This is a genomic window from Endozoicomonas sp. GU-1 (assembly GCF_027366395.1).
Lineage (GTDB): Bacteria > Pseudomonadota > Gammaproteobacteria > Pseudomonadales > Endozoicomonadaceae > Endozoicomonas.
Map to the genome: position 1 here is coordinate 5,899,850 of NZ_CP114771.1, position 18,643 is coordinate 5,918,492.

An 18,643-nucleotide genomic window follows, 5' to 3' on the forward strand; every position below is an offset into this window, starting at 1 on the left:
TTCAGCATTGCACCGTGATGGTGACCGACCCGGGGACAGGGATAATGAAGAATGCCAATTACCGCTGCCGTTGGCTGTTTGTGTTCAGCCTGCTGGTTATTGCCTCAACCTCGCTGAGAGGGGATGAGGGCATTGAGATTACCCATCAGCTGAATTTATCCGACCGGAATGTCACGGGGCAGGCAGTGATGAACCTGGAGCTGGAGGATGCTTCCTGGTTTGATGTCACCGTTAATGTGCTGTCCGGTATTGAAAGGGGGGATCAGCGCTTTGTTTATCTTTACCCCCCAAATAGGTCCGGTCATAGCCCTGTCAAGGTTCATATTGACTTTCCTTATGAGCAACTTACCCCGGGCGGTGCCTGGCGGGTAAATACTCTGAATACCGTTGAGCCCGGTAAAAGGCGCATGGCCACCCGTCAGTACTCACAGTGCCCGGGGCAGGACCGGAGAAACAATACTGAACGAGTGTGCAAGCCTTTCTCCTTTGTGGTCATTGATGAGGGTGCCGAGCCTGGCACGCTTTACCAGGCCAAACTGAATGTCCGCGTTGATACTAAAGGCGGAAACTCTTTAGATAAAACCATTACCCTGACCTATAAAAGCACCAGTTCAGCCATAGGGATTTACTCACCCAGTGATCGCTTTCTGCTAAACCAGGCCAATCACTTTACTGAAGAAAAGAGTTTCTGTGTCTACTCCCCGGGGAAAGCAGCAAAATTTGATGTGCGGCTTGAAGGGCAGGGCAGCCAGCCCGGTTTTGTGTTGCGCAACAAGGGCGGAGAAACCATTGAATACCAGGCCAGTATCCGTGGCCGTGAGCGCGGGTATCAACGGACTGAGCCACAAAAGTGGACGCCGGTTGGATTATCCCGAAAGCAGTCAAAAAAACTGTCGAGCTGCGATGCCTGTCGCAACCTGTGGGTACAGCTGAATATTCCTGAGAATGAGGTTATGGCCGTGTCCGGCGGCCATTATTCGGGAATTTTGATGGTCAGGGTAAGAGCTCAATGAAAACCTGTTTCTGTAAGCGAAGTCCTGTCGCTCTGCTGGTTGTTTGCTCGGTATTCGTTGCCCCGGTGTCCATGCCACTGCTGGCTGCAGAGGGCGCAGCGCCTGGCAATACCCGGCCGACCCTGGCAGGGCTTGAGCCAAGCCAGATTCCGGAGGAGTTCCGGGGCATGGCTGCACCACAAACGACAGTGGCTGAATTTTATTATGGTGGCCGATTCGTCACCTCGGCCATGGTTACCTATACGCCGGATACCATTACCCTGACTGACCCGAGGGCATTGCTGGAGCGCATCGGTACGATAAGCCATCTGGACAAGGTGGAGGCCGCCTTATCGGGCAGGATTTTTCCAACCCCGGGCAGGTTTGCTGGAGGGCTGATGATACCCGGTGTGGCCGACTCAACCCGGAAGTTGCCGGGGTTATTTTTGATGCCAGTCGTTTTCGCGGGGATATTTTTATCGCCGAGCCTTATCTGCAGGTGCAGACCCTCAATCAGAGTAAGTATTTGCCCGATTCCAGCAGCTCTCTGGGGCTTATTCAGGGGGTGTCAGCCGTCACCAGTGGTATCACTGCATCTGATGATGATCAAAGCAGCTACTCGTTGTTTGGCAATACACTGCTTGGCTGGCAGGAGAATCACCTGGTAGCGAACTGGGATTACAACCAGGACAGCCGTTTCCAGATCGATGCATTTTACCTGGAGCGTGATGCCAGAGGCCTGCAAATGGGGGCCGGTTATCTGGACTACAGCGGTATGATGACTCCGGAGTTCAGCCGCAGTCAGCAGGTGTTTGGGGTGAAGCTGGGCAGTTCCATGAACTCCCGTCTGGATATTGCTGATGTTAACTCCACACCCATTCGCATTTTCACCACTGGACGCCGACGGGTAGAGGTGTTTCGGGATAACCGGCTGATTTTTGCAGGTTCTGTGGATGCCGGCAGTCAGGAGATTGATACCGGCTCTTTTCCCCAGGGTTCTTATCAGGTCACTATCCGTATCTATGATGGCCCGGTTCTGGAACAGGAAATTACCCGATTTTTTACCAAATCAGTACGACTCCCGCCGTCGGATGAAATTATCTGGTACCTCGAAGGTGGTGAAATGACTGAACGTAATCAGGACACCTTGCCAGAAAGTATCGGCGAATGGCTGCTGAAAGTCGGTGCTGCCGGGCGGGTTACTGACAACTCATCCATTGAGCTGCGCAGCTCCGCCACCCGTGAACAACAGGTGGTTGAGGCAGAGTATTTCCATCAGGGGGATGAGTGGGATATTGCGATAACGGGTATGGCTGGCAGTGACCGGGCCAGGGGATTTGCGCTGGAGACGGCATTTTCTGTGGGGCCGGTATACTTGAGTTACTATCATCAGCGGCTATGGAATGATGAATTCAGGCTGGATCAGGATGCCGAAGAAGACGCTCAGGTAACTCTCCTGGAGGAAAGCTATGAAAATCGCTCTTTATCCGCATCCATGGAGTTTCTGGGGGGGGAGCTTGTCGGGCAGTTATTCTTACAACCGACAGATGACCGATAATTCCTCACCTGATGATGCTGATACTATTTATTCGTTATCCTGGTCCCGTAATGTGGGCCGGTTTAATGACTTTGATCTGGATCTGGAGATGGATTACTCCGAAAGCGATGAGGATAAAAACGCGACTGTTGGTGTTACCTTAAGACACAATGCCCGTAACTGGGATGTCAATATTCGTGGTGAAAACCGCTGGGAAGATAACCGGGAGCAGGATGTTGTAAGCGACTTTGGCTATGCGCTGGACTCCCGCTGGTACCGTGACGACATACTGAATGGAACTGGTGAGCTGGGCATGCGCTATGAAGATCTTGCCCGGGATCAGAAAATACTCGGTGGCAATGTAAAATATGAACACGCCCGCTTCCAGGCTGAGTTTATGGCGGATTATATTTCCCCGGAACAGAGCAGTCAGGACTCCTATATTAACTACAATGGTCGTATTGATACGTCATTTGCCGTCAATGGTCAGGGAGCTGGCCTCGGTGGTGGAAATCGTGCCGACAGTGCCTTGATGGTGGCCATTGATGGCAGTCCATCCGCTCAGTTCGATGTTCTGGTCAATGGTTCGGCGGTGGGTATTGCTAAAGGTAATAGTAAAACCGTTGTTCCTCTTTCGCCCTATGGCATTTACCGCGTGGGCATTCGTCCCCGGGGTAATGAGTTTTATCGTTACGATCAGGGTGAGCGCAATATCACACTTTACCCTGGTAATGTGGAGGTGGTTGATTTCTCAGCAGCAGAAGAGGTTGTGCTGCTGGGTAAACTGGTGGATGGGCAGGGAGGTGCGCTGGTCAATGCCGCCATTCAAAGTGAGGTTGGCTTTGTCCGCACCGACCGCTTCGGGATTTTTCAGGTCAATTTGCCACCATCCGATAAGTACTTCCAGGTGAAATTAGCCGATGGTCAATCCTGCGGTGCAGAAATTCCGGAGAGCTATCAAAAACGGGGAGGCGTTGGGATGGTGGGCGTGCTGGAGTGTCGCCAGGGGGGTGTTCGAGAATAGACCAGGTGTATGGTTTCAATGTCATTGATGGGTTCTCTTTATCAATGGCACCCAAACTCCGTTCGTCCTGAGCGGAGTCGAAGGGCGTAAACACCACACCCTGAATAAAGACTGTGCCAATCACCCTTCGTCGCGATTTCAGCTCTTAAACCCCGATGCCGTCTTAATTCGTGCTTGGCAGGGATGTGTCAATCACCGTCCTGTCACGCAACCATGAGCCAAAACGATCCGTAATCAACTGGTTGCACGCTTGCTGATTTTCTATATGCTTTGCCATGTTGGCGTTATAGTTATCCAGCCAATGTTTTTCTTCGGGATTATTTGTCAACAATAATTTCATAAATTCCCTTGTGGTCTGGGGGCTAACGGCAACATTGTGCTGACTTAAACAGTGTTTGGCTATTGCTAATTTATGCTCTTCAGAGCACTCTTCCCAGAGTTGATCAATATATTCCCGATAATCTTTAAGGTGATACAGACAAAGACCGGCTCTGTAACTACTCAGATTATAAAGAGGCAGGACATCGGATACCGGGTACGATGTCGTGTTATTTTCTGTGCTTTGGCTACCGTACTCAGACATGCTATTCCGGTCATCGTTGTGATCATCTGCGTTGTTGACATTGACTCCAAATTCCCTGTATTCATTTTCGGATTGAGGGAACATCACAAGGTTAATAATATTTAAAATCAACGGCAAAACTGCTTCCCGGGGCAGATCATTGTGCTTGTCCGGTGTGAAGGCAATTAATTCATTCAGTGGGCCACTTTTCCCCCCGGGATAATTTCCTTCTTTCAGGAGGACGGTTCTGAAATCAAAGAACAGATCTCTGAGATCGTTGATTTCGCCAGTATGGAATTCTCGATTATTCCTGATAAACCGTATTGCATGGTCAATATTTTTGAATTTAATGTTGAGCAATTCATTGATCATGCCAATAAGGTGATGTGGATAATCCCGGATAATTTCTTCCATGTGTTGTGACAGGATATCCCGGCTTAAATCGTCCAAAGGTGTTGAGAGGCCCCGTAAAAAATGATTTTTCATCATCACCTCCAGCCATTGTGCCAGATTGAACTCTTCCTGCTGATTAACACACGACTGATATATGATTTGGGAAAGCAGGTCTGTACTTTCAAATACCCAGCCATCAATCGAGGTGTCCGGGTCAAAGCAAGCATTGTCCAATACCGACGATGAAAATTGCTTACCTTCAAAATAACAGGCATTAAATCTGACATTTTCAACAGTGACGCGGTTTAACACCGCTGTATCAAATTTACACTCATTGAATTTAACGGATTGCAACACGGTACCGTTCATGGAACAGCTGCTAAAATCAATGCCATATATTTCATAATCACCCTTCAGCTGCAAGCCATCCAGCGAATCCAGCCGTCCCTCCAGCAGATGGGGATTTTGTTCAACCAGCCGTTGAATGCTCTCTTCGCCAAACGCCTTGATGAGATTTCTGATGTTTTCGTCAACCTTGCCGTATTGATAGGTTAACTCATGGTAACAGTTGGACCAGGATTGCTGAAAAAGCTGTTCCAGCGGTCGCCCGTCGGGCCAGTGGGTATAGCGTTTCTTCAGGGTATGCAACAGCTGTTGCTGATCTTCAGGAGAACTGATCTCAAGTTTGTTCAACTCATCATGCAAGGACAGAGGATTGGAAAACCAGGTTTCCTGATCCTTACCTCCCTGGATCAATTTCTGGTAATCATCCGTTGACTGCGGAATGACTTTCTGATTGTCGATGAAGGCTTTCAGTTTGGGGTATTGGTCTTTATCAAAAGGCAGTTGATTTCGAAAAAATTTTGTATCCAGGCGGCGGAGTGTTTCAGGTTGCAGGACCATAGACATGGCGCCTGTGTACTCTTTTTTGGACTGATCTGCCAGATTATTTGCCTGCTCTATGTCCATGATTCGGGTAAATACTTGTTTGGTGTTGAAATTTATTCTGAAGAACATACCCCCGGCATTCCCGGACGGTTTTATCCCTATCTGAGAACGTCGCCCAAAGGAGATCAGAGCAGCTTCATTTTGCAGGCTATCGTTGACAAACTTGTTACTGTTCCGGTACTGGTCTGGACAAAAGTTTATACTGTGGCCGAGGCAGAACTTCCTTGCCGGGTCTGCCCCAATGCCATGGGGAAACCCCGGGCGGTTATGCACCCGACGTCCTGCGCGAATAAGGGAATGGGTGTCGCAATCGAGCAGTTGTTCATCATTGACGTTCAGCGACTGTTTAAGAAACGCTTTTTTGCTGGTGTTTACCGGAATATTGGTATCCGCTGCCACGGCGAGGTTCATATCACCAAGGCAGCCGTGGAAGTCGGCCAGGGCGTCCAGCCATTGCTCTTCCAGGTCAACAGTATTTGGCCGCTCGCCATCAACGCCCAGCCCTGCCAGTTCCCTGAACAACGCCTCAACCACTGATTTATCGTGTCCTGGAAAGGTGATGATCAGTTGATTTTCAAAGGTAAGGGCATCAGGCAGGTTCGGAGGGAAAAAACAGTAGACTGCCGCCCTCACAGACGTCCGCTTCGAGTTCAACCCCATGTACCGGTGAGGCAGTCAGACCGCCTTGATCCAGCTGTTCCTGATTCAAGTAACTGACGCTCTGGCCTGTCAGTTTGGCAAAACCGTGGCTGAATTCAGCCAGTTGTATTTTTGCATCAACTTCTTCGCCGGTTCTTGAGCTGACTCGTGCAGGAAACTCAGGAGCAGGCAGGGGAAGTTTAATTGATGGCAGTTTTTCAATGGACGGTACGTCGGCCGTTAGCGCTGCCCGGCACTTGTCAACAATGTCCTGCAGAGTCACCACGGTCTTGTCAATGGTATCGTGATGCTCATTACACCATCGTGTTTTATCGTAGGTCAGCTGCCTGGCCAGGCCGTCACAGTCATTGGCCAGGCTGGTCAGCTCACTGCGCCAGTCGCGGTAATTGCCGTTCAGGGCATGGTTGGCATATTTAACCCGGCTGGCCAGAAGGTGTAATCCCCGTTCCAGGGCCAGGTTATCCGCCAGTTTGTTGCCGGCTTCCGGGGATAACTGGAGGGTCATCCGGGTAATGGGTTGGCCATTGGCATCCAGTAACTGGCTAATGCCGATCTGTCCGCCCTGGATATCCCGGCCTTTCACCGGCAGCCAACCGCCACGGATACCCGCTGCCGCAATCGCCTGGTACTCCGCCATGGATACCCGCTCATCTGCCGCCACGGTATGGGGCAGGCGGGTGGTCAGCCAGGCAATACGATCGTGAATGGTCTGCCGTAACCAGCTGCGGTCACCGGGCAGATAACCGCTGTGTTCGATCAGCCGGTCCAGGGCCTGCCAGTCAAGCTGGTGCAAGATATCTTTCAGGGTATGGCCCAGCAGGTCATCATCCAATTGTGCCAGAATATCGACGCAGGGGTTGTGGATGGGCAGCGAGTTCATGGAGGGTGCCTGAGGGTTCCGCAGTTTATTCAGCAGCACCGGCATGGAGGAAAAATCATCCGCTTTGGGGGCGGGTTCTGGTTTTTCAGGACACGGGTAGCGAGTTGCCATCCCGGCAAAGTCCCAGTGGAACATCACCGGCTCCCCTTCCGGGGTTAGTTCAATGCCCTCCCAGTCACTGTTCACCATATTTTCGTTACCGACAATCACATTGATCAGCAGTAATCTGGCCCACTGCTCGGAAGATAACGAGCGCAGGGTTTCCTCCCCGCCTTTGAGTTTACCCTGCCATTGTTCGGGGACGGGACTGACCAGATAAAAATGACCCTGTTCCTGATGGACAAAGCTCTCGGGTACGGTGATGCCCAGCAGTTGGGCCAGATTGCCCATCAGTCGCTGGTTTTGTGCACTTAGCTCACCGCTGGTCGGTTTGATGTAATAGACCTGTTGGCTAACGGGGTCGCTATACAGCCCCTTTGGCCAACTGCCCTGGCACTCTTTTATATCCGCACCGGTTGGAGTCAGTTGTGCCAGGGAGAAGGAGGGTGCCTGTGGTTCTGCCGGGTGTTCGGCATAAGGGGAGATTAACGCCCGGATAACAGCGGACTGTTCACCTATGCTATGAAGCTGATAACTGAATGGCGAAGGGTGGTGTTCCCACTGTTTTTTCCTGTTTTCACACTTGCTGGCGGCACCGATGCTGAAGAAGTGTTCGTGATCTGTGGCGCTGTCCTGCAACTTGATCGGAAACCAGAGATCACCCTGCCTGGCAATCACCCGGCAGACTTCTTCGGCCAGCTTGCGCCACTCTTTTCTCTGGAGGTCATCCTGACAGGCAGCAAAACACTCCAGCCGGTCCATGTAAAAACAATCCCTTACCCGCATAACCTCCAGTGTATCCGCATCATGGAGCAGACTGCGCAGGGTCTGTATCGCCTCTGGCAGAAGCTGGCAGCCCTCAGGGTTATCCTTGTGGCAAATGGCTTCACCACACTGCCAGGCCAGAGACTGCGCCATGCCACAGTTGCGCAGGTGTTCCATCAGGTTGTCAGCACTGGCTCGCTCCCACTCCTCCGTATCGAGCCCATCGCCTTCACGGCCGGTGTCGTGAAACAGACAGGCTTTGATCAGCAGCGGTACCATGTGGTCGGGAAATGCCAGCGCCTGGGGATCGCCGTGCTGTTTGCGCTGTTGCAACAGGGCTACGGCCCATATCGCCGTCCGGCAACTGTGCTGGACACCATGAACGGGGCGGGCAATGGGCTGGGCATCAGGTGAGAGACTTGATGGAAAATAATGCTGTAGCAAGGTCGTTTTCGGGATATCACTGGAGTCAATCAACGATTGATCAATGATCCGAAGGTTGGACGACTCAGTTTCGGCTTTAGCTGTTTTCGGAGGGGTTTTTGTTGGCTCTGTTGCCAGTTCTGTCTCAGTGATTTTCACAGCCGGGTTATTAATGACTGCGACTATAGGCTCTGGCTTATTGGTGAAATCAACATTGGTTTTCAAAGCCTGATTAGAAGAACCAATAACCGGCAGGATTACCTCTTCGCTTTTTCCAACGTCTCTGGCAAAGGCGGTGCCTGTCTTAACCAGCTGGTTAGATAAACTGACACAACGTTGATCAGGCAACTCTTTTTCTATTGTTGCATCTATTGTTTTAAAGTCGAGTGTTCTAATACCGAGCGGATCCATGCTTGTTACCTCCTCTGGCAATCCATGCCGTGTTGATGTGATTAAGTCAAACCGAATTAACGAATTAATAATAATTTGGACAGTTCACCCAATAATTAGTTCCCTCTACAGCCAAAGCGTCCAATGCACCTGTTGGCTTTTCATGGTTCGGTAGCCATGCGAAGTCAGAAAAGTACAGGCTCACTTCATATTGGCAAACACCCGGGCTTGGGACTTCGCCCTGAAGCAGGTAAAATAGGTGATTTTACCGCATCGGTTCTGACAAAAGGCGACAACTCGTTGAGTGAAGCACCCTTAAGCGCATTGATAGGCGCACTGATTTTTCTTCTGCTGTTTTCTGCATTTTTCTCCAGTTCGGAAACCGGGATGATGGCCATCAATCGCTATCGTCTGCGGCACCTTGCCCGCAAGGGTAACCGGGCAGCGAAAAGAACCAGCAGCCTGCTGGACAGGCCTGATCGACTGATTGGAGTCATTCTGATCGGCAACAATTTTGTTAACATTCTGGCCTCAGCCCTGGCCACTATTATTGCTGTCCGCCTCTGGGGCGACAGCGGTATTGCTATTGCCACCCTGGGGTTGACCTTTATTGTGCTGATTTTCGGTGAGGTGACGCCCAAAACCATCGCCGCCATGTATCCGGAAAAGGTCGCCTTTCCTGCATCCATGGTGCTGGTTCCTCTGTTGAAGGTGCTCTATCCGATGGTGGTGCTGGTGAACTGGATCTGCGCTTTGCTGATGAGGCCGTTAGGGATACGGCCGGGCCAGGAAGGTGAGGATCAGCTGACCAGTGAAGAATTGCGGACGCTGGTGAATGAGTCCGGCCTGCGCCTGCCGAAAAAGCGCCGTGGCATGTTGCTGGGCATTCTTGACCTGGAGAAAGTGCGGGTTGATGACATTATGGTACCCAGAAATGAGGTCTACGGTGTCGATATTGAGGATGATATTAAAGAAATTATTCACCAGCTAAGGGATTGTCAGCATACCCGCCTGCCGGTGTATCGCGGTGATATCAATAATATTGTCGGTATACTTCATATGCGCAAGATTGCCCGATTGCTGACGCTGGAAAAGGTCAACAAGGCAACGCTGTTACAGGAAACCGCTGAACCGTATTACGTTCCGGAATCTACGCCTCTGCATACTCAGTTGTTCAATTTCCAGAAGGCCAAGGAGAGAACCGCCCTGGTTGTGGACGAGTACGGCGATATTATGGGCCTGGTGACTTTGGAAGATATTCTTGAGGAGATCGTCGGTGACTTTACCACCGATGTTTCCGACAGCAGCCAGGATATTACGCCCCAGGGGGATGGCAGTTATATCATCGATGGCTCAGCCTCCATTCGGGATGTTAACAAGGCGTTGGGCTGGAATCTGCCAACGGACGATGCCCGAACCATTAATGGCCTGATTACGGAAGAGATGGAAGCCATTCCCGAGGCCAGCGTGTGTTGGAAAATCAAGAATTGCCGTTTTGAGATCCTGCAGGTGAAAGATAACCGGATCAAGAGTGTCCGGATGTTTATGGCGAAATAGTGCTCAAGGGTTTTTCTGATTCTGCAATCTCCGCTCTTCCGAGATGATGGGTCGAGAAGAATACTCTCTTTTTTTGACAGAATGGGAAACTTTATGCAAACACCGTAGTCAGAGTTCAGGTAAATAAACTTAAGTAAGGTTGAGGTTATGAATGCAACAGGCTGTATGGCAACTATTCGAAGTGCTTGTCCGGAAATTACGCCAGCGCGGCAGAATGCTATTGAATATGCGGCTATAAGCGCTGGTATGATCGGCGCTGGATGTGGCGCTGGTGCAACATCCGCGTATCTGGTCACTTTGTGTACAAATGCTGGAATCCTGAAAGCATTATGTCTGGGCGGTGCTTGTGGTGGCTGTGGGACTTGTGCGGCTTTAGCGGCTGAAGATTTACTCTGGTACCGTAGTATATCTGTGCTTGATGAAGCCACCCCCAATCATTTGCCAGTGGTGAATCAGCCAGGAAGTACCTCGGTGCTTGACGTAAGCCAGGCTAATGAAGCTCTCAATAGTGGTGTTTGCTGTGAAGGCGAGGACCAAAAGACAAAAGGTGCAGCTAATTCCTCTATTGTTTCGACGGAACCGCTGCCCTGTGAAGAGTCGCCCTTTAAGAAGATAAATTAGAGTGTATTTGCCCAATAACCTGTGAATCCTTTTGGCGTATTTACTCGTATAGCCTGATAATAGCTATTCATAATAAGGCAAAGGGTTCGCCATGAAAAAAAATGGAGTCAGGTTCTACGTTGCCGGTCTATCCAACGTAGTCATTTTGCTGGTTCTTTTGATACCCCTGTTCTCTGCAAAGAGTTTTGCCCGGGAAACTATAAAAAATGATAAACAGTATTATCCTGTCTGGGAGCAGTGGCAGACGGTTGGGCATTCAACCTTGAAATGGGGCTTATGGGATATTTATGATGCCCAGTTGAAAACGCCCTCCGGCCGTTATGACGTTGCTGAACCCGCTTCCACTGATGTGGCGCTGCTTATCGACTATCGACGAAAGATCAGTAAAAAACGGTTGCTTTCGGCCACAGACCAACAGTGGGCTCACCTCGGGGTATCCCGGGAGAATAGAAAACGCTGGCTTAAGCAACTCAGCAAAATATGGCAGGGCGTTCGTGCGGGTGATCGCCTGGTCTTTGTGCTGTCGGCATCCGGCGGACGGTTTTATTTCGGCCACCGTTTTCTGGGCAGGATTGACGATGTGCAGTTGGCCAGAACCTTTCTGGATATCTGGCTTTCAGACAATACCGCCTACCCACAACTCCGGCAACAGCTTATCGGGAGTAAGCGGTAAACGCCCATTCAAAAGTTACTGATTGCTCTGTCGATGATAGCTAATGAAGGAATTCATTAGTCTGATTGCTATGAACAATAAAACCGTATTCTTTTATCTTGGCGTTGTCTTTTTTGGGCTCTCCCGGTTTGCAGATGCTGACGTGTTAACAGATATCTCAGACGCATCCATCGGGAAGTTGCTCCGATCCCATCAGATTACCGGCACACCTGAGCCGGATACACCTGTGGAGCCGTTCACCTCTCCAGTGGTGAAGTTAGGCAAAAAGTTATTTTTCAGCCCCGATTTAAGCCTCAGTGGTGCCGTATCCTGTGCCAGTTGCCATCATCCCCAAACTGCTGGCGGTGATGGTCTGGCACTGCCCGTCGGTGTGATTGTTAATGACCATACGCTGTTCGGGCAAAAGCGGCTGGATGCCCTGAAAGGTCTGTATCCGGACCAATACGAAGAGCTGCTGATCCCCAGAAACTCACCGACGGTATTTAATGCATCGCTGTACAGAGAGAATCTATTCTGGGATGGTCGTTTGCAGTACCTTCAGGAAGCGTTACCCGACGCTGGCATGGCCTCACCTGCCTGTGGTGTGGGTGGTAATGGACGGCTGGTGCGTCTTGGTAATGGCTATTCCAATGTGCGACCGGAATGCTATGAGGAGAAGAACCTGTTGCAGGCACAGGCCCGGCTGCCGATGGTCTCTCCCTTCGAAATGAAGGGCCTGAAAGATGCGCACTACAATCACCATGAACTCTATGAAGTCATCATACAACGACTTCAGTCTAACCCGCAGTGGTGCAGCGTTTTCCGGCAGGCGTTTGCCGAGTCAGAGGCAGCCACTTGCCAGGAGATGATCCATATTGACCGGGTTACCGAGGCATTATCCAGGTTTCAGGGGCACCTGTTGTTTATCGATAATGCTTTTTTTCGTTACGTAAAAGGCAAAGGTGATTTGACACCCCTGGAAAAAGAGGGGCTAAAGCTCTTTTTTACCCCATTGGTTCGCAGTGGTGCCGGTTGCGCAGAGTGCCATAGTGGCAATCATTTGTCCGATGAGCGGTTTTACAATATCGGTGTTGCGCCCTACGGACGGGGAGCGAATGGGCGCGGCCTGGACTACGGTCGTAAAAATTTCAACTTCAGGCAGATGCCCTATTCGTTCCGTACCCCAAGTCTGCTGAATGTTGCCTTGACAGGGCCTTATTTTCACAATGGTTCAGCCGGGTCTCTTTATCAGGTAATAGAGGCGCATACGCTGCACTGGCAATTCCAGCAGATGGCTGACAGAAAAAATAAGTCATCCATAGCTCAGACTATCCGCAATATAGCGAAGGAAGGCCCGGGTTACCTGCGGCTGCCTTACCATTTGAAATCGTCTCAGATTGAGGCATTAATCGCGTTTCTTAACACATTGACAGACTCGTGTGTGAATAAACGTCAGTGTATAGACTATCTGGTTGACCGGCAGCCCATTATTACGGAACAGGTTAAAACGGATGATGTAAAGCAATCGGCGCTGCCTTTGGTTCCAGCGCCAGAATTATCAGGTGAACGGGTGGCTGTAGCACCACCTCCCGTTCATGGCTGTGCAAGAAATGCCACCGACATGAAATCTGTTGATGCTGTTACCATACCATTGACGAATATCACCCGGTCCAGCGGTCTGGACCATCAGCGGGTTATTGGTCTGGTTAAGCCCGGGTGGATCATGGATATCGTCAACTGGTCTGGCGTGTCGGCATTTGATATTGATAACGATTGCCTGGATGATTTGATTTTCAATGATAATCAGGGGAATGTCATTGTCTACTATCAGCAGCCATCCGGTGGGTTTCGCAAAGAGATGCTGCCGCTTCCAAAAATCAACACAACCGGTGCCATTACTCCGCTGGTGGCAGATATTGATGGTGACTACAAGGCCGATCTCTTTCTCGGGAACAGTGGCAGTTACTTTCCCCAGATTATTTTCAATATGGTCGAAGCGCCATCACCCATGGTGCTGAGCAATGTTCAGGGGCCGACGTTAAACGCCAGTTTTGGTGATCTTGATCAGGATGGGCATCTGGATATGGTGATGGCCTTCTGGCGTAGTTACAAGTCAGCACGTCAGCCACAGGTGTGGCGCAATCATGGCTATCGTAACCTGCGGCCTGAGGGTATTGCCTATCCCGGGCTGAGGGGCAGCTATGGAGAGTTATTGCATGGGGATGGCGTGATTCACCAGCAGCATGATCTGCCATTGTTTGGGGATAGTGATTTTACCTTTACCCCCAATATGGTCGATTTTGATAATAACGGTGTTCCGGATGTGCTGTTGACAGCCGATTTTTTTACCTCGCAGCTTTGGCAATCAACATCTGAAGGCTTGCAGGATATTACGGATATTAATGTCATTAATGGCAGTTTTGGCATGGGGGCAGCCATTGCCGATTTTGATAATGATGGTGACATGGATTGGTTTGAAAGCAGTATTTACAGCGCTGAGCGGAATCGGAAATACACCGGAAACCGGCTATATGAAAATATCGGCAATTTTAACGTCCGGGAAGCGACCGAAAAAACAGGTTTGCAAAAAGGAGGCTGGGGCTGGGGCAGTTGTGCTGCTGATTTTAATAATGACGGTTTGCTGGATATCTTTCATGCCACCGGTTATGGTGCCCTTCCGGAAACCGCTGTATTTAATTCCGGGTTGGAGAAACAGCAGAACCTTCAGTTTTTGCAAAGCCACGAGGCATTTAATAATGCCAGACCAAGGCTGTTTATTAACCAGGGTGGTATGACATTTTCAGAGGAGTCTGCCGCGTGGGGGTTAACTGAGGTGAATGATGGCCGTGGCATTGTCTGCTTCGATTATCAGCAGGATGGCGATATTGATATTGTCATCAGCAACTGGGAAGGCAGGCCAACGTTCTATCGCAACAACAATACAGACAACAATGACTGGCTATCGGTAAAGCTGGTGGGTTTGCCGGGCAATACCGAGGCGTTGGGAGCCAAGCTCTATCTGCATACTGATCAGGGGGTACAGTATCGGGAGTTGCGCTTTGAGAACAACTACGTATCCGCCAACCCCCGGCAGTCTCACTTTGGCCTGGGGCGGGACAGGAACATTGACAAACTGGTGATTGAGTGGCCTGCACCTGACCGGGAATCAACAATAATAACCACACCGAACAAAAACCAACGACTGGTGATCTACCACCCGGCCCTGGAACAGGACTAAATCATCCCTTAAGTAGCCAGAAATATATGATTTCATATGGTTAGCTACTTATGTCGGGGGAAGTGGCTGTTGAAGTGAGGAGCGTTCAGTGAGATGTCGGCATCCAGGGTAATGTTCAGGAACTCCACCAGCATCACGGCAGTCAGCCCCCAGATTAGATACTCGCCATAGTAAAAGGACGGCATCATGTAGTCCTGGTTGCGCAGTTTCCAATGGTTGAACGTCAGGTTGTCCTTGTCCAGAAAGTAGCTTAACGGGACTTTAAAAATACGATCCAGCTCCGCCATATTGGCTCTTAGTGGTGTGTCTGCGGCAATAATCCCGACAATAGGGGTGACTTCCAGACCAAAGCGCGAGACCACCGAACCGGTTTGGCCAATGATTCTGACGGCTTCCGGGGGCAGGGCGATCTCCTCAAAGGATTCTCTCAATGCGGTATGGACCAGGTCCCTGTCGGACTGGTCCCGCTTGCCTCCCGGGAAGGCAACCTCGCCACTGTGGGTGCTCATATGGGGGGCCCGCCGGGTAAACACCAGCTCTGGTTCCGGTGCATTGGTAATGGGTATCAGCACTGCGGCTTCTGGCAGTTGGGCATTTATTGTTCTGGGCTGGTGGTTTTGCAGCCGTTCTTCAACCTGGTTCAACATCATGGTGACTTCAGAGGCATCCTTGCAAGGGACTTGAATTTATCATAAGTAGCTCAGCCGGATTTATCCAGTGTTCTCAGGGCCTGTTGACGTTTCGTTACGTGCACAGAGTGAATGGTCATTCTGCCTTTTATTAACTCTTCGTCGTGTATCCTGTAAAAGAGTTTGTTCATCCCTGAGGGTTTGTTACTCTGGTATGGTCCTTTTTACCCCTCTGCCAGAAACAAGGAGTGAACGTTGATGACAGGATCCTCTATGCATTACTGCAGTGTCTGCGGTCATAAGACTCAAAGAAAAGTGCCTGAGGGGGATCATCGCCTGCGGGATGTGTGCAGTCACTGTCATACCATCCATTATCAGAACCCTCGGGTGATCACCGGTTGCCTGCCCGTATACCGGGATAAGGTATTGATGTGTAAACGGGCGATTGAGCCCAGAAAAGGGTTCTGGACACTGCCCGGTGGCTTTATGGAGTTGGGCGAAACCATCGAAGAGGGAGCGGCACGGGAAACCCGCGAAGAAGCCTGTGCGGATGTTACCATTGAGTCACTGTATACGCTGTTTAATGTGGTGCATGTCGGTCAGCTGTCGGCTTTTTTTCTGGCGAGACTGGAACGGCCGGATTTCGCCCCGGGGGAGGAGAGTCTGGCGGTGGCCCTCTTTGCAGAAGATGAGATTCCCTGGGACCAACTGGCATTTTCTACCATAAGCCGGACGCTTCGCTATTATTTTGCTGATCGCCGGGAAGGCGTATTTCCCATGAGGCTTGAGTATGTCACGCCTCCGCAGCGGCAAGACTGACCGGGTGAAAATCGAAGGCAGGCATTTCATAAGGGTGCGCCTGCAGTAGCGCCTCAATGGCGGGTTTTAAAAACCGCTCCTGACAAAGCATTTCTACTTTCCAGGTTTCTTCTGAATGGATTTCGCCGGGTTGCCCGGAGAAGGGCTGGCTTCCCGGCAAGGGGCGAAACTGGCCGGTCCCCGTGGTTTGCCAGCAACAGCAATCATAAGCTCCATAACGACCAGCACCGGCAGCGAACAGGGCCTCCTTGACTGTTTCAAGCCAGGGGGAAGGAATCATTACACAGACTTTGTACACCTGCGTTGCAGACTGGTGAGAGAGGTGTGCTTCACGTTGTGCCGATGATTCCTTCATGCTTATGAACCGTAGCGGAAACGATTAATCACCGGCTGGGCATACATCTTTAAGAACCAGGGGCGGTATGGCTCAGGGCAGCGTTGCAGGTGTCGGGTAAATTCATCGCGTTTTTTCTGCAAATCGATGGCCGGAAATAACTGTTCGATCCCCGGAACCTGAATAACCTGCTCATGCTGGTTGATCTCACTGCTGATCGCTTCCCAGGCAAACAGGTTGGATGGCTGCAACTGATAGTTATGGTGAATCTGATGGTTAACCTCTTGAACCACCGAGGCGGGATCTTCAAAGTCATCTGTCAGCGGTTTGCCAAACGCAACATGCACATGCCCTTTGTAACCATCTATGCCCATGACGATGCTTTTCAAATCTTCATCGTCGGCTTTCTGATACTGACCGGTCTGTTGTTTCTCATAGAGTTCCCGGGCCTTGTCGCAGTCGCATGGGTCGAACTCGTAGGAGATGGAGACCGGTACAATATTCAGTGAGCGAATATTGTCAGCAAAAGCGCCCTGCCTGCCACGACGGCTCAGGTTAAACATCTTGATAATGGCCGGATCGGTCTGGTCATTACCATCCTTGGCCCGGCCTTCGCTCTGGGCAATCCAGACCGGCTGGCCTTCATCGATGCAGTGATGAATGTAGGCCGAAAGATTCTGGAAGGCGAGCAGCTTTTCCCGTCGCCCGGACAGTGAGCGTTTAACGATAAAGCTTTTGTTCAGACGCATCAGGTCGCTGACAAAAGGGCGTTTGACCAGGTTGTCGCCAATGGCAATCTGGCAGGTTTCCATATCGTTAAGGTAGAGCGCATAGTTGACCAGGGCCGGATCCAGAACAATATCCCGATGGTTGGACAGAAACAGGTAGGCCTTGTCCTTGTTCAGGTGCTCAATGCCGGAAAAAGACACCTTATGGGTGGTGGTTTTGATCACCCGGGTCAGATAGGGCTCGATAATGGCCTGAAAATCCCGGACATTATGGATATTCCGTGTTTTGTACTTTAACGCCAGAGAGGTGATCCAGGCCATGGCTCCGGAAAACTGCCGGGTTAAACCGGGGTAACGGTGCTTTGCCATCACCTGGAGCAGGTCTTTATCAGTTAACAGACGAGCCAGTGTAGGCCGGACCTCATGGTCATGGTAAGGGCGGATATCGTCAAAAGCTTCCATTTGTGCCAATGCTTTGAGGTCAGATAAGGAAAAAATCGTTATTGATCGACGGGCTATTATATTTCATGGATTGACTGCCGGTCTGTATAGACACTGTCGCGTAATGTAACTGAGGCGCAGGGAGGATGCAAACCAGAGGTTATTCATCAGTATGTGTGCGATTGAAGTGATAATGGAGGTGGAATTGGTTGCCGGGTGACTTTTATCGCTGGAATAGAAATCGCTGTGAGGAATACCTGCAAACCGTTCCCGAACATCATATAATCCCGGTTTCAGGTTCCCGGAACCTGACCATTTATAAAAATGCCAGGCAGGGATTATTCATGTTGAAGCAGTTTAAAAGTGCTGTCAGTTTGGTGGTATTGCTGGTCACGGTGGCGGGGCCGGTCTGGGCTGCCACCCCTGTTAGCGGTGTTGTGGCTCAGAAAGAGCAAAAAGAGCCGTCGGTTTCTGGTAAGGTTCAGGGACAGTTAAGCGAGGCGATTCAAATCCTCCACTCAGGCCAGGCAACAAACCCGACTAAAGCCATTAATGCTTTGCAGCGCATTGCCCGCCAGGGCGATCAGCAAGCCCGGGCCGAAGCCATGCTCTGGCTGGGCAGGGCTTATCGTGACGGGCTTGCCGGAACCGCCAAGGATATTGGCATGGCTTTTGACTATTTCCAGCAGGCTGCCGGGCGTGAAGGGCTGAATCCTGAAGCACAGTATGAGCTGGGACGGGCCTATCTCAATGGTGAAGGCACGGACCGCAATCTGATCGCGGCCTATATGTGGACCGAGCTCAGTCTGCAGGCCCCGTCGAACATATCAGCCTCTGCCGAAGCCCAGAAAGCCAGGCTGGAGACTCTGCTCAATGCGGTTCAACTGGAAAAAGCCAGGCAGCTGGTGGATCAGTTGGCCACTCTTTATCTGCAATAATCAGGCTCTTGAT

General features: G+C 50.8%; 15 protein-coding genes. 10 read left to right on the plus strand and 5 right to left on the minus strand.

The annotated features are described in order from the left end of the window. The first annotated feature begins 44 nt into the window (after window positions 1–44). From O3276_RS24760 to O3276_RS24775, 4 genes are read left to right on the plus strand one after another with little or no spacing between them, the layout of a single operon-like run. Window positions 45–1,013: a hypothetical protein gene (locus tag O3276_RS24760; RefSeq protein WP_269673697.1), complete on the plus strand. Its 969-nt coding sequence runs from the start codon at window positions 45–47 to the stop codon at window positions 1,011–1,013. Then, complete coding sequence (locus O3276_RS24765) at window positions 1,010–1,660, plus strand: hypothetical protein (protein ID WP_269673698.1); 651 nt, start codon at window positions 1,010–1,012, stop codon at window positions 1,658–1,660. Before O3276_RS24760 ends, O3276_RS24765 begins: the two co-directional genes overlap by 4 nt. After that, entirely contained in the window at window positions 1,615–2,550 is a 936-nt protein-coding gene (locus tag O3276_RS24770) for a TcfC E-set like domain-containing protein (protein ID WP_269673699.1), read from the plus strand. Before O3276_RS24765 ends, O3276_RS24770 begins: the two co-directional genes overlap by 46 nt. After that, window positions 2,462–3,553: a CS1-pili formation C-terminal domain-containing protein gene (locus tag O3276_RS24775; protein ID WP_269673700.1), complete on the plus strand. Its 1,092-nt coding sequence runs from the start codon at window positions 2,462–2,464 to the stop codon at window positions 3,551–3,553. Before O3276_RS24770 ends, O3276_RS24775 begins: the two co-directional genes overlap by 89 nt. A gap of 163 nt (window positions 3,554–3,716) precedes the next feature. Here O3276_RS24775 and O3276_RS24780 read toward each other — a convergent pair whose 3' ends face one another. Together O3276_RS24780 and O3276_RS24785 are read right to left on the minus strand one after the other, a co-directional pair. Beyond that, the gene (locus O3276_RS24780; RefSeq protein WP_269673701.1) at window positions 3,717–6,089 is read right to left on the minus strand and encodes a hypothetical protein; all 2,373 of its coding nucleotides are present in this window, start codon (window positions 6,087–6,089) and stop codon (window positions 3,717–3,719) included. Further along, window positions 6,046–8,694, minus strand: a complete 2,649-nt coding sequence (locus O3276_RS24785; RefSeq protein WP_269673702.1) for a SidE phosphodiesterase domain-containing protein — start codon at window positions 8,692–8,694, stop codon at window positions 6,046–6,048. Before O3276_RS24785 ends, O3276_RS24780 begins: the two co-directional genes overlap by 44 nt. Window positions 8,695–8,973: 279 nt before the next feature. Here O3276_RS24785 and O3276_RS24790 point away from each other — a divergent pair, with 279 nt between their 5' ends. From O3276_RS24790 to O3276_RS24805, 4 genes are all read left to right on the plus strand, one after another. Beyond that, complete coding sequence (locus O3276_RS24790) at window positions 8,974–10,230, plus strand: HlyC/CorC family transporter (RefSeq protein ID WP_269676052.1); 1,257 nt, start codon at window positions 8,974–8,976, stop codon at window positions 10,228–10,230. A gap of 147 nt (window positions 10,231–10,377) precedes the next feature. Then, window positions 10,378–10,851 (plus strand): hypothetical protein, encoded by a 474-nt coding sequence (locus tag O3276_RS24795; protein ID WP_269673703.1) that lies wholly within the window; start codon window positions 10,378–10,380, stop codon window positions 10,849–10,851. Window positions 10,852–10,942: 91 nt separating this feature from the next. Beyond that, entirely contained in the window at window positions 10,943–11,524 is a 582-nt protein-coding gene (locus O3276_RS24800; protein ID WP_269673704.1) for a chalcone isomerase family protein, read from the plus strand. A 43-nt stretch (window positions 11,525–11,567) separates the two neighbouring features. Beyond that, window positions 11,568–14,741, plus strand: coding sequence for a cytochrome c peroxidase (locus tag O3276_RS24805; protein WP_269673705.1), 3,174 nt, complete (start codon window positions 11,568–11,570; stop codon window positions 14,739–14,741). A gap of 44 nt (window positions 14,742–14,785) precedes the next feature. Here O3276_RS24805 and O3276_RS24810 read toward each other — a convergent pair whose 3' ends face one another. Next, on the minus strand, window positions 14,786–15,391 hold the full coding sequence (locus O3276_RS24810; RefSeq protein WP_269673706.1) for a CoA pyrophosphatase: 606 nt from the start codon (window positions 15,389–15,391) through the stop codon (window positions 14,786–14,788). A gap of 237 nt (window positions 15,392–15,628) precedes the next feature. On the opposite strand from O3276_RS24810, the gene O3276_RS24815 reads away from it, so the two are divergent. Further along, complete coding sequence (locus O3276_RS24815; RefSeq protein ID WP_442876550.1) at window positions 15,629–16,189, plus strand: NUDIX hydrolase; 561 nt, start codon at window positions 15,629–15,631, stop codon at window positions 16,187–16,189. Here O3276_RS24815 and O3276_RS24820 read toward each other — a convergent pair. Continuing rightward, window positions 16,164–16,544, minus strand: coding sequence for a YqfO family protein (locus O3276_RS24820; RefSeq protein ID WP_269673707.1), 381 nt, complete (start codon window positions 16,542–16,544; stop codon window positions 16,164–16,166). The two genes, O3276_RS24815 and O3276_RS24820, sit on opposite strands and share 26 nt — an antisense overlap. Window positions 16,545–16,546: 2 nt before the next feature. Continuing rightward, window positions 16,547–17,713 (minus strand): 1-acyl-sn-glycerol-3-phosphate acyltransferase, encoded by a 1,167-nt coding sequence (locus O3276_RS24825; RefSeq protein ID WP_269673708.1) that lies wholly within the window; start codon window positions 17,711–17,713, stop codon window positions 16,547–16,549. A 188-nt stretch (window positions 17,714–17,901) separates the two neighbouring features. Between O3276_RS24825 and O3276_RS24830 the strand changes: the two genes are divergently transcribed. Beyond that, window positions 17,902–18,630 (plus strand): tetratricopeptide repeat protein, encoded by a 729-nt coding sequence (locus O3276_RS24830; protein ID WP_269673709.1) that lies wholly within the window; start codon window positions 17,902–17,904, stop codon window positions 18,628–18,630. Window positions 18,631–18,643 lie beyond the last annotated feature (13 nt).

Coding starts and splice junctions, on each gene's coding strand:
- O3276_RS24820 (WP_269673707.1), bottom strand. CDS start 16,544: ATGAAGGAATCATCGGCACAACGTGAAGCACACCTCTCTCACCAGTCT.
- O3276_RS24765 (WP_269673698.1), top strand. CDS start 1,010: ATGAAAACCTGTTTCTGTAAGCGAAGTCCTGTCGCTCTGCTGGTTGTT.
- O3276_RS24810 (WP_269673706.1), bottom strand. CDS start 15,391: ATGATGTTGAACCAGGTTGAAGAACGGCTGCAAAACCACCAGCCCAGA.
- O3276_RS24825 (WP_269673708.1), bottom strand. CDS start 17,713: ATGGAAGCTTTTGACGATATCCGCCCTTACCATGACCATGAGGTCCGG.
- O3276_RS24800 (WP_269673704.1), top strand. CDS start 10,943: ATGAAAAAAAATGGAGTCAGGTTCTACGTTGCCGGTCTATCCAACGTA.
- O3276_RS24815 (WP_442876550.1), top strand. CDS start 15,629: ATGACAGGATCCTCTATGCATTACTGCAGTGTCTGCGGTCATAAGACT.
- O3276_RS24795 (WP_269673703.1), top strand. CDS start 10,378: ATGAATGCAACAGGCTGTATGGCAACTATTCGAAGTGCTTGTCCGGAA.
- O3276_RS24805 (WP_269673705.1), top strand. CDS start 11,568: ATGAAGGAATTCATTAGTCTGATTGCTATGAACAATAAAACCGTATTC.
- O3276_RS24785 (WP_269673702.1), bottom strand. CDS start 8,694: ATGGATCCGCTCGGTATTAGAACACTCGACTTTAAAACAATAGATGCA.
- O3276_RS24760 (WP_269673697.1), top strand. CDS start 45: ATGAAGAATGCCAATTACCGCTGCCGTTGGCTGTTTGTGTTCAGCCTG.
- O3276_RS24775 (WP_269673700.1), top strand. CDS start 2,462: ATGAAAATCGCTCTTTATCCGCATCCATGGAGTTTCTGGGGGGGGAGC.